This is a genomic window from Zooshikella harenae (genome assembly GCF_018837975.1).
Taxonomy (GTDB): domain Bacteria; phylum Pseudomonadota; class Gammaproteobacteria; order Pseudomonadales; family Zooshikellaceae; genus Zooshikella; species Zooshikella harenae.
This window is the reverse complement of the sequence record NZ_JAGSOY010000098.1, coordinates 1-13,745: the sequence shown is the minus strand read 5'-3', so window position 1 is coordinate 13,745 and position 13,745 is coordinate 1. Positions and strand designations below refer to the sequence as shown.

Genomic DNA, 13,745 nt, shown 5'->3' with positions numbered 1-13,745 from the left:
GGTCACGGGTCTTGGACCCGTATCCGGACTTTCAGTCCGTAATACTAACCCACCTACTTTCAGTAGGTGGTTGTTGAGTTTGTTCGTCCTGATAAATACTGTTAATCGGGCCTTGCCAGCGCACACGCACTAGTTCGGTATCCGTCTCTTTGGGACTGGTTTCCTTGCCACCGTCTTCACCACCATCACCGACTTTTAACATCGTGAGCTTAACGGTTTTACCCAAGGCATGGGCGTTAATAGTGCGCGCCTGACCGACTTCCGTCAGTAAGCTATAGTATTCCGTATTCATGAAGTACCTCGTGGATAAATGACCTGGATCTGAACCGTTTGATACGCACTGAGAATTACACGGCAACAGCACGTGGTTAAGAGCGTGGTTAATTTAGGCTTGAGCGTAAAGTGATGTACGGTATGTTGTCCCACACCCATCTGACTGGATTGTGTGGTGAATATTTGTTTCGTCAGATACGGTCTCACCCTCGTGGAATTAGCATGGATACTGGCCGTAGCGAGTTTAGGAATTTGGTTTTTATTCGTCAGGTACAGGGTTAACTCAAAATGCGAACGGGTATTTTTTGTGCTCATCAATAACCGATAAATCTGCGCATACTGTTGTGCATCGATACCGGTATGGTTGACATTCACCTCGGCTTTAAACGTATAAGGCGCACCACCGTATTCAAACCATTCCTGCAGTACCACATCTAAGCCTGTCGCTGCCAAGGCTTTTTTCACCGCACCTACGGTGCCTTTATGACGATGCACTTCAATTGAATTTTTAATCACCTGGCGTTTAATGGTCTCATTCCAGACGTCATCCCACTCGTCCACCGATAGGGTCCAGGCCAACCAGGGCAATAAATTCAGGGGGCAATGATCGGCTTGCCAGAGCGTTGCTATCGGCACCGGCACTTCGCCTAAATGTTTCATCGAGGTCGATAAGGCTTTTTCCTGCGGCGTCGCATTGGGAGGTAATAAATCCTCAACCATCGGTGGCTCCTTGGCTGAGGTGAATAACCGAGCAATAGGCGGCCTGTGACGGAGACACTGAAATATTATTGGGAGGGCTTAATAAATGAACATTTTGCACCCCAGGAATATGCAGCGCAGAATAAATCCCAGATAAGGTAATATCACACCCGAGATGATGCTGTGCCGTAACATAGGCTTGAACGCGTTTTTCTGCTTCAGTGGTGACCAGGGCAATATCCGGTCCCGAAAAATACGACAGTTTGGCCTTAATGGAATAATGAATAATCGACGCCAGATTGACAAAAACTTGATCCGTCAGGGGCCGTATAGCTTCATCATTCAGTCGAGCCTCCACCGCCTGTAAAATAGCTTGGCTGGGCACGCCCTGGCCTTCGGCACTTAATACCTTCACCACCACCTGACCCGGTGATGGGCTTTCCACACTGACATCTTTCACCAGGGCACTGGCACTTAATGCATGATAACGGTATGCACCACGCGGACCCGCCGTGCTCAAGCCTTCCAGTGAATACACAATCCGTTCACGCAGTCGGTCATCACTTTCCCATTCATCCTCAGTGGGTGGAATGGCATTAGGATCGCCTCGTTGAATCAATAACCGCTGGATCCTAAATAAGGCCGCTAAATGATCGAGATCGGTTCCTCGGGCATAGGCTACCATCACCGCGCGGGAAGCATCATTCACTCGCTGACGAATCAATAGCTCACGGTAAGCCGCCACCTCCAGAATCTTATAGGCCGGATCTGATTCCACTAAGGCCGTAAAGGCTGCATCACGTTGCCGCAAATCGGTCAGCATCCCTTGTAAAATCTGTTCATAAGCCAATGACTCGACCACGTCAGGCGGTGGTAATTGCGAAAGATTGATGGCATGGGTCATAGGATCAGATCCTTCAACGTAATCAGCTGACCATCCGGGCGATATTCTCCCTGCAGCGATAAGGTAATGTGACCACCACTCACCGCTTGGACATCAATATTCGTTAGCTGTAAACGCGGTTCCCAGCGGTCTAAGGCCTCGGCGGTGGCGGCATACAGCTCGGCAATAGTTTCGGCATTCACCGGCGCATCGACCAGCTCAAATAACCGGCTGCCATAGTCCCGCCGCATCACTCGCGTGCCCAACGGTGTGGTTAAAATATCCTGAATGGACTGGCGTAAGTGGGCTTTGCCCGCGAGGCGTTTCCCCGATGTGCGATCAATGCCGTTCATTGCTGAGGATCCGGTGGTGGTGAACTGCCGTGTTGATGCTGGTTATACCGTTCGTGATCCGCCTGCATACTGCGGGTGTGATCAGTAATATCCCCTGTGGCCTTTGACAAAGACATCGCCCTCAATGTGAACACCAGCAGGACTCACAAGATTTACCGTGCCAGCGCCGGGTAGCTGTACGGTTAACCGATTAAAGGCTCGGTCATATTCCATCAATGCACCATCGTTATACTGCACCCGATGTACACTAGGGCGGCCATCCAGGGCAGGAAACTTATTTTGGTATAGGGCGGGTAAACGCGTGGCGAGGCGTTTAATTTCCTTTAAATCAAAACGACCAGCATGAGTGCTGACTTCACGCAGCTCAGGCAAGTGTGTATGAATGATTTGGGTAATGGCAGTGAGTAAATGTTGAATGTGCATAGCACCTGTTATAAGGCAACAGGTGCTGTGAAATTAGGGGAAGTTTTCTAATTTATTTTTTATAAAAAATACAGCATTAATAATCGTCTTCAAAAGCTCTATCCATACGACGTTCATCAGCCATGACACCGTGCTGAACACATTTTGCAAAAGCTTCAGTGCCAGGTTCAAAGCCGTATTTTTCACATTTATGTTTATTACGCTTAATGCGATGCTCCATGCATCCTGCTGATGCAAGCACAACAAATATAATTAGGAAAAAACTTGTTATTTTAGTCATACTCAACCCTACATTTTAGAACGAGGCTTGCAGATTACTAAAATAAAAACACCTTAAAAATAAGGGTTAACTCCTAAAACAAACGAACCAGAATGGAGTTTATTTGAAATAGCTCTCGCTTTTATAGTGACTGGATTAAAAAATCACTTAAGGTTTGCTCAACCTCATCAATATTTTCCTCAGACAACCCCATAAATGGCCGAGCAGGTATGTTCACTTCTTTGGCAAAAATAGTTTGCTCGCCTAACGGAAACACCAAATAGCGCCCATTTTTAGGTTTAATTGTCCCCCCAAACTGATGAATGCAAACTATCGACTAAATGCCCCTCATTTTGCAGTAGGCTTTGATTGCCATGCCGTGTGGCGGCATAACCCGATGACCAAGTGGGCCAAGGAGAACCATCAGGAGCTGTTTGCTCTTCTTCAATACGCCGTCGGGTTTGGCTTTCTACCGTAGCACCTAGGGTATCTAATAATTCATGGCGATGATCGTCTAGTGCTTTGTGATCCAACTGATCATCACGATCTCTATCGGCGAGGGTATACAACAGATCATCCCCATAACGATCTTGGATATTCTCTACTGTGGCATAGGTCATTACTGCACCCGTCGTTGGTATATTTTCCAGGCCTCATTACGCTGTGCTGCTGTCACTGAACGATTTAACAAAGCTTTAATTGACTCAACTTTGGGCTCACTGTCTTTCGTCCAGTCACTGTCTTGACGATTGGCTTCCAGCATACCAATCACTTCAATCATTTCTTCCATGGCTTGTTCTGAAGTATTGATGACCTCAGCGTGTTCGACTAAGGCCTCATAATCACCATATTCAATGATCAGCATGGGTTCTGTTTTTAACCGGTTGAATGCATCATCACTTAGAGCTGTTTTTGCCAGCATGATTCCTTCTGCCGGAAAATAGCGGCCATCACGTCGAAAGCCCGGTTTACATTTTGCGCGAATAAAATAACCTTCAGCCATCACATTGCCTTCCATAAAAAAAGGCCACCGAAAAACCAGCCACTATTCTTCGGTGGCAACAGGACACACCCTCTGCTTAAAGACGTCGCGAAATCAAAGTACTAAATCGATTTTTTAATTCATTGGAAACCGTGGTATTGCCTTCCTGAATTAATTCACGATTTAACGTTTGGGTAATTTTTTTCTCTAAACTCGGTGGGGCAACAATTAAATTCGGTTTTAAGGCTAACGGACGTAAACCATCCGCTTTATATTCGGTCATGCGAGTATGAACCTCCCATAAACTATCGAGGGAAAATTCTGCTTTTACAGCAATGGCCATCTGCCAAAAGGCAAAGCCAACATTACAGCGATTATCCACACCGTAACGGTATTCGCCACGCATAAAGACGGCTTCATCTTCTTCGGTGGTCATGGCTACAAACCTGGGTTTTTTCCGTTCCTGAAAAATCAGTGGTTTAATGGCGCGGGTGGTGTCCATTAAATACCAGGTGGGTCCTTTATAATTAGCATCCTCAATAATATTAGACACACTGGTATCTGTGCCTTGGCCATCCACCTGGCTATTCACAGGATGATCGTTATCGAAAAAATACTGGCCGTCATAACATTGCGTGTTAAAACCCTCTTTTAATAAGGGAAAGGTTAACTCATCGGGAAACACTGACGTGGCCCGTCCCATCTCCTGAAACATTGGCGCATAAATGCCTAAATTGTCGTCTTCAATATCTGTCCGTTTAACCCCCACCGTACTTTCATAGGATTTATTTTGGATTTGATAACCATGAGCGGCCATGGATTTAATGGCACGTTCACCGATCCATTCTCTAAACCCTGGCCATTGACCTAACCAACCGTAGGTATTACTGGCGGTGCTGGAAGGTATCGTGGTGGCAATTTGTGTATATTGTGGGGCTGCCATCCCCAAGCCTTTTTGGAAATTTGCTTTATACGCCGTAAACAGGCTTTTAATTAACTGCGGGGTAATAATGGCCATGAAACAATCCTTTTGTCTGAACGAACGAAAATAAATAACAGGTTATTGCTCTTTTTGACTGGATTTAAATTCGTCCTCAGTCACTCCTAATAATTGGCATGCGGCTTTATCTTCTGAATTAAGCTCACCGTTTCCTTCTGGTGGTTTACCCTGGAATTGATTCATATCCGCCAGGATTTTGGGGGCTTGCTGAATATATTGTTTAAACACTTCCAAGCCTTTTTCCTGGCGGCAACAAGTCTTGTGATATTCCACACTGGCGGGGGTAATCACACCGTCTTTTAACGCCTGATCCACTAACTGATCAATTTTCGCATCACGGGCTTGTTTAGCGTGTTATTTTAAGGTTTGCTCTGCAGTTTGCGCGCGATTAATGGCTTTATCGTAGTCGGTGCGAGGCACAAACTGACTCAAATCCTGCTGATTCAGGGCCTTATTCGCGGAGTTTTTCAATTGATTGATCGCCTGTTTGACATCATCAAGCGACGCGCCAGCCTGCAGGCCTAACGCGGCAAGTAATTCCTCATCCATCGAGTGTTCCTCTGTAGGCTGGCGCTGATTCAGCGCTTTTAAATGTAAATTGGGTTTATTGGTCAGTCCAACTGACGATAAGCGGGTAATACGACGACTGTCTTTTTCATAGAAAAAAACCGGTGAGAGGTAGCGGTACTGCTTACTGGTGACTAATGCATCCCCCTCCCGGTTCCACTCTACGAGCCCCCAAATACTGCCGTTTTCACGCGCCTCTAACTGCTTGACCCAGGCCATTGCCGGTGCTGGATCACCTTGAGGGGCTTTATGTTCAGAGGCATGTTCGATATCTATGGGTAAATCCACCGCATTGGCATTAAAGGTTTGCACAATGTCTGTGGGTTTATCATTCAGCCAGCTGCGACCATCACGACCGATAATGCTGACCCCAGCAGGAATTAATTCGACCCATTGCGGCGCTTGGCTTTCTTCAGCCGCTTGGAGAATAGGCGACAGTTCGGTATTTAAGGAAAAGGTCTCAAGTTTCATACCTGCACCGTAGCGCAGGCAGAAGAGGGGAGTTAGGGGAAATTATGCAGGCTTTTTGAGTGTGTCTCGATTTAAATAGTACACAGTAATCAATGATAGGACGAGCCAGGGAACGCCTAGAACTAACTCAAAAGATACAACCCCTAATAGAAAATTAATGTAGGAATTAAAATGAGTAAAGATACGTGTTCCATCATTAAATAAGATTACAATAAATGTTCCAATCAATGAGAGAATGACAACCCGCAATGGGAAAAAACATGTACTCCAAAAAGCCTGTCTATCAGAGTATTTATTAATTTTAATAATATTGATTGCGGTAGCAATGAGATAAGGAATAAAGAAAAGAACAAGCCCCACACAATTTACTGACATAGCTAGGTAAATATCCTCAACGAAGCCATGCTTGTCGATGTCCAATAGCAAAAGTGCTCCTGTGATCAACAAAATCACAATAGGGCCTATGATTGGGATAAAAAGAGTGAGTTTTAATGAGCCTTTGAATGACATACTTCGTTCCGAACAACTGTGTAATCAAGGGGGAAGCAAGGACTTCCCTCCATCAAAGCAGCTGATTGTATCATAAAATCATGGTTTACTCTTTATTAAGCCCTTGTAATAACACAAGCAAGGCGGTTTGCTGTGACAGTGAAAGTGTGTCATATAACCGGAGCAGTTTTTTACCACGTAGGCTTTTGGTTACGGATTTATTTTCTTCTGCAAGTTGTGGATTTAGCACCGTGGGTGTAATCACCAGCACCTCACAGAGTAATATACTGTGATCTGTACTAATGGGATCCCCATGTCGCCAGCGAACTACAGTGCGCTCACTCACGTCACAATACACGGCCACTTCTGAAACACTTAGCCCCAATAAACACATACGTTGTTTAATTAGATTTCCTCTTTTTTGGCTGGGGAGTGCCAGTCCTTTTTTCATTACTACATTCCAAATACGACTTTATCATCAGACAAAGGACATGTATGTCCTGTCTACGTCCTTCCAATTGATGAAGGTTTGTTTCATGCTTAATGCTGATGTTTAAAAACAAAGATGTTTTTTAGTGTATCTACGCATGGATTACGCAGTACCAGGCTGAAAATAAAATATAACACTTTTTCTCATCAAAGTGTTGCTGTCTGGGAAGTATTGCGAGTATGAATAATTATGTAGCCTATACACTTACCCAAAAGGACGAATTGGTTCGCAAAAAGATCTGGGTCGTTATTGATAAAGACAAACAGCCTAAAATAGGAGAGAAAGGGCTTTTTTTAAATGAGGGGGAATGGGTTGTTATGGCTAGAGAAAAACACTCACCACAACAAGCCATAGGACGTGTTGTCTTTTCAGGAGAAATTAGGCTTTCTTTGGAAGAAATTCTCGATTAAATTCCTGATCTTTATCGTGTGCATAACGTTTTAATGCGGCTATTCGTGATTGTCCTGGATTATAATCTCATCCTGGATCAATCCCTTCAGGGATCCGTTCGGTACGACCTGTTTGTTGATGTGTCCAGGATACCCAGCGAATAGCGGGTGTTTTGGCGATCCCTTTCTTGGTAGCTTCTTGCACACTAAGTGCACGTACACGACACTTACAGCCCCAGCCATTGGGGGGAAAATGGGTGTGCCAAAAAGGATCATCTACGGACAACACCAACTGATGCTAGCGCTCATGCATCAAACGGTGTTCTTTGGAGGGACCCAGGCTATACAGTAAATATGGTAAGGCTTTTTTACTGCGTTGAATACGTGTCCATTGTCCTGCACTACGTGCTACACGCAAATTCGTATCATAAATAATTTTAAGACGACGTGGTGTGCCTAATTCAATCTGTTTACCTTGTGCTGACAAGGTGAATCCCAGCCAGCCTTTTTGTGCCAGTAAAGGGATTAATTGTTGTTTAAAGGTATGAAAGGTGATTCCTTCGGCCAGGGCTTTATCCACCCATTGACGAATATCCATTAATAAATCTTGGCAGGTTATTTTCGCTACGGTAAAGGCTCGCGTACGTTCATCTTTCCACACGTCCCAATAATGCCAACTTAATTGAAAGCCTTTTTCCCGAAAATATTGTAAGGCTTCATCGAATCCGGATGATTTTTTTTGCGCATCCTGTTCGCGATTAAAAGCAAAATGCATTAATGCTTGTCCTCAACACCTTGGCCATAGGCAATGAGTCCCGCTTTAGCCAGGCTTTCGGTTAGCACAGTACGATCCATTTTAGTTAATAAATCAGGCAAGATTGTTTGTATTTCTTCAAAACTGTGTGCCTGATTAATCGCTTTTAATAGCGGATCCGTGATGCCTTGCCATTGCGGTTGCCAGTCTTTCAGCATGTCATTGAATAAATCATCCTCATGTGATTGTGTTTGATTTAAAGCTTGGCACTGTGGACAGGCCTGTTGATGATTATTGGCTTTGTCTTGATCTTGCTGTTTATTGACATTCTCGGTGGGTTTCGGTGCGGTTAATAGCGTTTCGCCTTGCTGGGGCTCGGATAAACCCAGTTTAGCAAGGACTTCTTGTTGAGAAACTTTTAAACCCAGAGGAATCAGTTTCGCTAAATTATCCGCCAGGTGTTCGGTATTGTAGGTTTCCGGTAAATTAAAGGTTAATTTCGGATACGCTTTTTGAATACCGTAATTTAAATCAATGTACGGTTTAATTAAATCACGATTGAGGGTGTTGGCCAGTTGCTTGGCGTCAGCATCAATTATATCCTGACGTACTTCATTGTGGACCTCGGCTTGGGCACGACTGCTTCCATCATCTGACGTCATGGTCTGCCCAAGCACGGCCTTCGACACTTGTTGATCAATCCATTCCACCAATCGGGCAAAGGCTTCAGAGCTATTGGCAGCTTGACTTAATTGCATAAATTCAATGGCCATCGAGCGCGGTAAAATCGCTGCCGCATCACTGCCAATTTCATACACCGCCCGTCGTAAGGTTTCTTCTTGTTGTTCGTTGAGCTCACCATCGTAATAACCTACACGAATGGGTACGCCATAAATTTCTAAAAAGGCCATCCAGTCTTTTAAGCCGTACATTTTGCATAAATAGGAAAAAGCGACGAGTCGGGCAATACCACCGCGTAAGGTTAAGCCTGATTTTAACCGAGGACGGTGCACAATAAATTTATACGGCGGTAAGGGAATACCTTCGGCAATATTGTTTTCGTCAATAATTCTAAGTTCCTCGGGATTATCCCTTAAAAACATAAAATAGTGTGGATCCCGCCAACAATATTTAATGGGTTGCCATAGCTGATCGGATTGATCCCAGATAATTTCATTAACACTAAATCCTTTACCAATCGAATCCAAAGCATCGCTGAGCATATCGGCAAATTCTGGGGTTTCGATTAAGTGTTGAATATCTTGGGTTATGGCATTTCAGTGGTGTGTTCAATGCTGATATCCAAACTACATACGGCAAATTTTCGGGTGCGTAATACACTGGCATAGTGCGGTTCACGCTCTTCCATTTCTTCGGCCAGGGTTAAATAGGCATGCAAATTACCTTCTGCCGCTTCCTGTAATACTGCGGCTAATTTATTCGGTGTTAAGCCTGAAGCAATGGACGTCATATCAAACGGATTACGCACTGCTGAGGGACCGGCTAATTCGCGGGTTAAATGTGCAATTGTTTTGGTATCTGCCATCTACCAGGCTCCTTTGCGTTTTTTAAAGGCTGTACCACAACCTTGTACGGGCTTATACGCAAACTGTTGTTTGTTATTATTGACCCACTTGAGGAATTGGCTGGTACTACCCACCTGGTCGTCATGTTCGGATAGGGGAAACACAAATAATTCACGCTCATAGTCGGATAACCACGGTGAAGATTCCGGTAAATACACATTACCCGCTTCAATGGTGGCACTTTGGCTGCTCATGCGAATTAATTTATCGCCTTCGGGTTCAATCGCCACAATAGGTAAGGTGGTGGTAAGGCGCAGCTCCTGGATTAACGACTGCCCACTGGCTTTATCCTCAATTAAAATAGCGGTTGCATTCCACTTGTTAGCGAGGGATTTCACGGCGGTTTTTAAGTGAGGATACTCCACCCAGTCCCGCCAAACATCCACCAGGTAATAAGCAAATTTTGTTTCCATCCAGACCGTGCACACAGATGGATCATTAATTTGATTGGGTTTATAGGCAGTATCCCAGCTATGAATAATGCGTATAGGTTGGGCAGGACGTACACGATAACGGCGGATTCAAGCCCATTTAATTAAACCGCCTTCGGCAGGCGTGGGTCGTTGTTGGTAAAGCGCATCCCAATTGCGACTGCCTTGGCTGAGTTTTTCCTGTTCCCAATGCGCGGGGCTAAACCAGTCTGTCCATAAATACTCACCTATAGCACGATCTAGCGGATCATCCTCCCGTTCACACTGTGCTTGAAGACAGATGACGTACCATTCCTCACCATCACGGGCTTTAACCCAGCCTGATTGGCCTTCATAACCCAAGGGTAAAATACGTCACTTTCGGCTTGTTCATGGCCTTTCACGGGATCATCAATAATTAAGCCATCGGCTCGGTTACCGGTGATGCCCGATAAAATACCCCCAGCCATGTACGTCGCCCCATTAGTGAGGGACCAATTATCCACTGCCTGGTTATCTTGATTGAGTGTGGTATTAAAGACTTTCTCAAACGCTTCACTACGGGTAATCGCACGACACTTGCGACCAAACTTTTTGGCTAGGTCGCTACCATAAGACGTGGAAATAATGTTTTTACTGGGATTACGGCCCATAAACCAGGTGGGAAACACAACACTGGCATAGGTGGATTTTGCCGAGCCGGGTGGCATAAATAACATCACCCGTTTGATTTCACCATGCTCGACTTTTTCTAACGTGGTATTAATCAGTTGGTGGTGTTCAGCGGGCTCAACGGTATCCGGATAAAACTGCTCACACTCATCGGTGTCCGCCACAGGCACACCCGGAATATCAATATAACGACAGTAGGCGTCTAACGAATGTGACGCACGCAGCGCCAATTTACATTCTAATAATGCCAACAAGCGGCGCTTCTCGGCCAGACTCATGACAGTTTTTTCGTGAGTTCAGCAATACGCTGATTCAGTTCGTCCTCTGATAAGTGTTTAACCGAACCACTGTGCTCAACCTTATCGATGAACATACCATGGCGACGGCCGAGTAATTCTAAGGCTTTTAATTTGTCGTAGAGTTTAATACGGGTGCCATGAGTGGTCTGAGCCACTTCCTGGATGGTGGCAGTAATCTCAATGGGTAAGGTGTCGGAGTTTTTTAACTGCACCTGTTGTATTTCCACCGGAGGTTTATCGTCTTGCTCATGATTATTGTTAAGTTTTTCTCTTCGCCATTCCACGACATCGGTAATCTGACTAAAGGCAATCCTGGCTAATTCTTGTTCGATGCGGTCAGCGGAAATTGTGAGTCGCTTGGCCCGAACAGACTGCTTTTGTTGAATCGCTTCCTGGATGTTGACTTTTGATAACAGTCGAGCGGCTTGCTCTCTCGCCGTTCTTTTGCTGTACCCAGCCCGTATGGCTGCCTGTGTGGCATTCAGATCCACCAGGTATTCCTTCACAAACATCGCCTGCTTCGGGGTCAGCTTACGACGCATTATTTAGTTCGTCCTCCGAACTTCTCAGCCGTTCTGAGTGCGCCTAAACCTAAGAGCGCTAAGACCAGCTCCGTCATAATATCAAACGGCAGATGAGGTCCTGGTTTCCCTGATACCCATTGCACGATGGGGTTAATTAAAAAGGTAAACGTTAAACCCAAGCCGCAGACCCAACCTATAAATGGACGCCAACCTGCAACAAATAAACTGCGGTGTTGTGATTCCAATTTATTCAGTTCAACCTGTAAAACCTGAGGTTGTTGACGTAGACGCTCTAATAAAATCTCCGCCTGCATACGCTCTGCATCCGAGGTGGTGACTTTATCCAACACATTGCCAATGGCATCAATCGGCTCTGCCAGGCCACCACTGACTAATTTCGCTAACCAATTCATTCTTCCTCCCTACGCCGATCCATATGGGCGGCAATATCCGTATACATTCTGACGATTACCCCAATCACACCGACAATAACACCAATGGCGGTGAGCCAATCCATGGGATTCCATTGCTCCACGATAGCAGCGCCCACAGCAGTCACTGTGCCTACGCTATAACTCGCGACGCCTGATTTATCCATCATGCTTCCTTGTAGAGTTCAAAATGCACCAGGTCATTAAACGACTGATCACTGACATCATGATCCCGGTCCCAATCACCACCCCAGCGTAATCGATGGCTGATTTGGCCGTTTTTATACAGGTTTAACGCTGTACCCAGCACTAACCCACTGAAGTAATAAAACCCGTTAATATCCTGCCAATCGATGGGATAAGGCGCGACATCCACCGCAAGTGACGGGGATTGATTATGTTTACTTTGAGGGAATTGAAGCTTTGAACGACCGGCTGAATAAGCGTCATTCTGCGCTTCTCGACTACGAAAGCCTTCTAATATCGTACAGTCGCAGTCTTTTATGACTTCCTGGAACACCACCTGCAGATCAGGGTGGCAACTGGTAAGACGCTCAAGTGAGCGAGTACTGAATTGTGGCATAGTATCCTCAACATCATTAAGTGAATGCTGAGGATTGTGAGGGATTTAAAACGTGTTGATTAGGTGAAAAATTTCATTATATACTAGAGGTTATATCTATAAACTCATTGTTTAGCGTTTCGTGTTTACTTGGTCGTAAAAGCCGCTTGTCATCTAATTCGATAATGTTTGCAATTTGTTTAAGTGGAGAGAGAGCTAAGTCATCCATAGCACATATAATAGTTTGACAGTCATTGGGAATGGCTTTGGGAATCAAGTCAAGAATTTTCCTGTAGTTGTCTGTAGACTGTTCTTGTTGGTTAGGAGTATCAATAATCAATGGTGAGTTTACAATATCTTCATTTTTGTATATTAAATGATAAATAGTTATATAGTATGCAACCATGGCTCTTGTGCTATCAGCTGCAGCTAAGCCTTTTAGGTGCCTATAATCAGTAGGAGTCTTTATCTTTTCGCAAATCCTGTCGTCTAAGCCTAAAAGATTAAAGCAATGTGTGAGCAATTTTCTAAAATGTTTATCAAGCTCTTTTTTTCGACTTTGAGGCAGAAGATCTTGTTGTTCTTTTTTAATCTTACTATGCAAATCATTTAGTTCAGATATTTCTTCATACATAAAATCGACTTTGTTGTTGATAGTCCATTTGACAGACCAAAATGCTATTTTATCTATTAACTCTCTTAGATCTGAGGTTTTTGAGTCGTATTTTATATTATATTTATTATGGATCTCTGTTACTTTGGATCTAATTGAGTTTAGTTCAAATTGGCAGTTGGTAATCTCTTGATTAACTTTATTTAGCTCAGACTCGATATCACGTACTTGAAAATGGGCAGTTTCTTTATCTTTAAGAATAAATGCTCTACTAGTAATTGAGTTATCATGTTCTGTAGCACATATAGGACACTCAATTGTATCTGTTTCAGTGTTTTCTACACTGAACCTGTAGTCTTCATCTAACTCATACTCAATAGCTTTTGCAATTTTTAATTGATTTAATAAATGCTGTTTTGATGATTGTAGATCTACATATTTACTAAGAGTTTCCTCTTGACTCTTATAGCAATCTGCCAATTCAACTTCAATAGTATTTTTTAGTTGTAAAAAGTCTTTTTTTGATAATGCTAATCCAATAGGTGGTATATAATCTTCAACAATATTTATAGCGGACTCTGCTTTTTTTATTTTCTCTTCTGCTTGGGCGACCAAT

The 13,745-nt window shown here is 44.2% G+C and carries 24 protein-coding genes and 1 pseudogene; 1 reads left to right on the top strand and 24 read right to left on the bottom strand.

Annotated elements, in window-relative coordinates; genetic code table 11:
• Window positions 1-31 precede the first annotated feature (31 nt).
• From KCG35_RS22000 to KCG35_RS21935, 13 genes and pseudogenes are all read right to left on the bottom strand, one after another.
• A complete protein-coding gene (locus KCG35_RS22000; RefSeq protein WP_215822020.1) occupies window positions 32-292 on the bottom strand; it encodes a phage tail-collar fiber domain-containing protein in 261 nt (86 codons plus the stop codon).
• Complete coding sequence (locus KCG35_RS21995) at window positions 289-993, bottom strand: phage tail protein I (protein ID WP_215822019.1); 705 nt, start codon at window positions 991-993, stop codon at window positions 289-291. The genes KCG35_RS22000 and KCG35_RS21995 overlap by 4 nt, the downstream gene beginning before the upstream one ends.
• Window positions 986-1,876, bottom strand: a complete 891-nt coding sequence (locus KCG35_RS21990; protein WP_215822018.1) for a baseplate assembly protein — start codon at window positions 1,874-1,876, stop codon at window positions 986-988. Before KCG35_RS21990 ends, KCG35_RS21995 begins: the two co-directional genes overlap by 8 nt.
• On the bottom strand, window positions 1,873-2,208 hold the full coding sequence (locus KCG35_RS21985) for a GPW/gp25 family protein (protein ID WP_215822017.1): 336 nt from the start codon (window positions 2,206-2,208) through the stop codon (window positions 1,873-1,875). The genes KCG35_RS21990 and KCG35_RS21985 overlap by 4 nt, the downstream gene beginning before the upstream one ends.
• Window positions 2,209-2,289: 81 nt before the next feature.
• Entirely contained in the window at window positions 2,290-2,631 is a 342-nt protein-coding gene (locus KCG35_RS21980) for a phage baseplate assembly protein V (protein ID WP_215822016.1), read from the bottom strand.
• A 76-nt stretch (window positions 2,632-2,707) separates the two neighbouring features.
• Window positions 2,708-2,851: a hypothetical protein gene (locus tag KCG35_RS21975; protein ID WP_215822015.1), complete on the bottom strand. Its 144-nt coding sequence runs from the start codon at window positions 2,849-2,851 to the stop codon at window positions 2,708-2,710.
• Window positions 2,852-3,032: 181 nt separating this feature from the next.
• Window positions 3,033-3,510, bottom strand: a pseudogene (locus tag KCG35_RS21965) (phage virion morphogenesis family protein).
• Window positions 3,510-3,908, bottom strand: a complete 399-nt coding sequence (locus KCG35_RS21960; RefSeq protein WP_215822013.1) for an HI1506-related protein — start codon at window positions 3,906-3,908, stop codon at window positions 3,510-3,512. Before KCG35_RS21960 ends, KCG35_RS21965 begins: the two are co-directional and overlap by 1 nt.
• A gap of 61 nt (window positions 3,909-3,969) precedes the next feature.
• On the bottom strand, window positions 3,970-4,890 hold the full coding sequence (locus KCG35_RS21955) for a Mu-like prophage major head subunit gpT family protein (RefSeq protein WP_215822012.1): 921 nt from the start codon (window positions 4,888-4,890) through the stop codon (window positions 3,970-3,972).
• A 42-nt stretch (window positions 4,891-4,932) separates the two neighbouring features.
• Entirely contained in the window at window positions 4,933-5,187 is a 255-nt protein-coding gene (locus tag KCG35_RS27255; protein WP_215822011.1) for a phage protease, read from the bottom strand.
• Between the two features lie 39 nt (window positions 5,188-5,226).
• On the bottom strand, window positions 5,227-5,910 hold the full coding sequence (locus tag KCG35_RS21945; protein WP_215822010.1) for a phage protease: 684 nt from the start codon (window positions 5,908-5,910) through the stop codon (window positions 5,227-5,229).
• A gap of 42 nt (window positions 5,911-5,952) precedes the next feature.
• Window positions 5,953-6,420: a hypothetical protein gene (locus KCG35_RS21940; protein ID WP_215822009.1), complete on the bottom strand. Its 468-nt coding sequence runs from the start codon at window positions 6,418-6,420 to the stop codon at window positions 5,953-5,955.
• A gap of 85 nt (window positions 6,421-6,505) precedes the next feature.
• A complete protein-coding gene (locus KCG35_RS21935; RefSeq protein ID WP_215822008.1) occupies window positions 6,506-6,850 on the bottom strand; it encodes a helix-turn-helix domain-containing protein in 345 nt (114 codons plus the stop codon).
• Between the two features lie 218 nt (window positions 6,851-7,068).
• Between KCG35_RS21935 and KCG35_RS21930 the strand changes: the two genes are divergently transcribed.
• Window positions 7,069-7,299 carry a hypothetical protein gene (locus tag KCG35_RS21930; protein WP_215822007.1) on the top strand — a complete coding sequence of 77 codons (231 nt, stop codon included), beginning with the start codon at window positions 7,069-7,071 and terminating at the stop codon, window positions 7,297-7,299.
• Window positions 7,300-7,366: 67 nt separating this feature from the next.
• Here KCG35_RS21930 and KCG35_RS21925 read toward each other — a convergent pair whose 3' ends face one another.
• From KCG35_RS21925 to KCG35_RS21875, 11 genes are all read right to left on the bottom strand, one after another.
• Window positions 7,367-7,567 carry a putative phage head morphogenesis protein gene (locus tag KCG35_RS21925; RefSeq protein WP_215822006.1) on the bottom strand — a complete coding sequence of 67 codons (201 nt, stop codon included), beginning with the start codon at window positions 7,565-7,567 and terminating at the stop codon, window positions 7,367-7,369.
• Window positions 7,568-7,576: 9 nt separating this feature from the next.
• Entirely contained in the window at window positions 7,577-8,053 is a 477-nt protein-coding gene (locus tag KCG35_RS21920) for a phage head morphogenesis protein (protein WP_215822005.1), read from the bottom strand.
• Window positions 8,053-9,291, bottom strand: coding sequence for a DUF935 domain-containing protein (locus KCG35_RS21915; RefSeq protein ID WP_444972212.1), 1,239 nt, complete (start codon window positions 9,289-9,291; stop codon window positions 8,053-8,055). The genes KCG35_RS21920 and KCG35_RS21915 overlap by 1 nt, the downstream gene beginning before the upstream one ends.
• Before the next feature lie 8 nt (window positions 9,292-9,299).
• Window positions 9,300-9,578, bottom strand: coding sequence for a phage portal protein family protein (locus KCG35_RS26755; protein ID WP_215822004.1), 279 nt, complete (start codon window positions 9,576-9,578; stop codon window positions 9,300-9,302).
• Window positions 9,579-10,097, bottom strand: a complete 519-nt coding sequence (gene terL, locus KCG35_RS21905; RefSeq protein WP_309227484.1) for a phage terminase large subunit — start codon at window positions 10,095-10,097, stop codon at window positions 9,579-9,581. It lies immediately after the preceding gene.
• Between the two features lie 191 nt (window positions 10,098-10,288).
• Complete coding sequence (locus KCG35_RS21900; protein WP_215822003.1) at window positions 10,289-10,930, bottom strand: terminase large subunit domain-containing protein; 642 nt, start codon at window positions 10,928-10,930, stop codon at window positions 10,289-10,291.
• A 44-nt stretch (window positions 10,931-10,974) separates the two neighbouring features.
• Window positions 10,975-11,541, bottom strand: coding sequence for a terminase small subunit (locus KCG35_RS21895; protein ID WP_255562026.1), 567 nt, complete (start codon window positions 11,539-11,541; stop codon window positions 10,975-10,977).
• Window positions 11,541-11,936, bottom strand: a complete 396-nt coding sequence (locus tag KCG35_RS21890; protein WP_215822001.1) for a 3TM-type holin — start codon at window positions 11,934-11,936, stop codon at window positions 11,541-11,543. Before KCG35_RS21890 ends, KCG35_RS21895 begins: the two co-directional genes overlap by 1 nt.
• On the bottom strand, window positions 11,933-12,082 hold the full coding sequence (locus tag KCG35_RS21885) for a hypothetical protein (protein ID WP_215822000.1): 150 nt from the start codon (window positions 12,080-12,082) through the stop codon (window positions 11,933-11,935). Before KCG35_RS21885 ends, KCG35_RS21890 begins: the two co-directional genes overlap by 4 nt.
• A gap of 38 nt (window positions 12,083-12,120) precedes the next feature.
• Window positions 12,121-12,537, bottom strand: a complete 417-nt coding sequence (locus KCG35_RS21880) for a M15 family metallopeptidase (protein WP_215821999.1) — start codon at window positions 12,535-12,537, stop codon at window positions 12,121-12,123.
• A 76-nt stretch (window positions 12,538-12,613) separates the two neighbouring features.
• On the bottom strand, window positions 12,614-13,745 hold a 1,132-nt coding region (locus KCG35_RS21875; protein WP_215821998.1), incomplete at its 5' end, for a V-type ATP synthase subunit I domain-containing protein.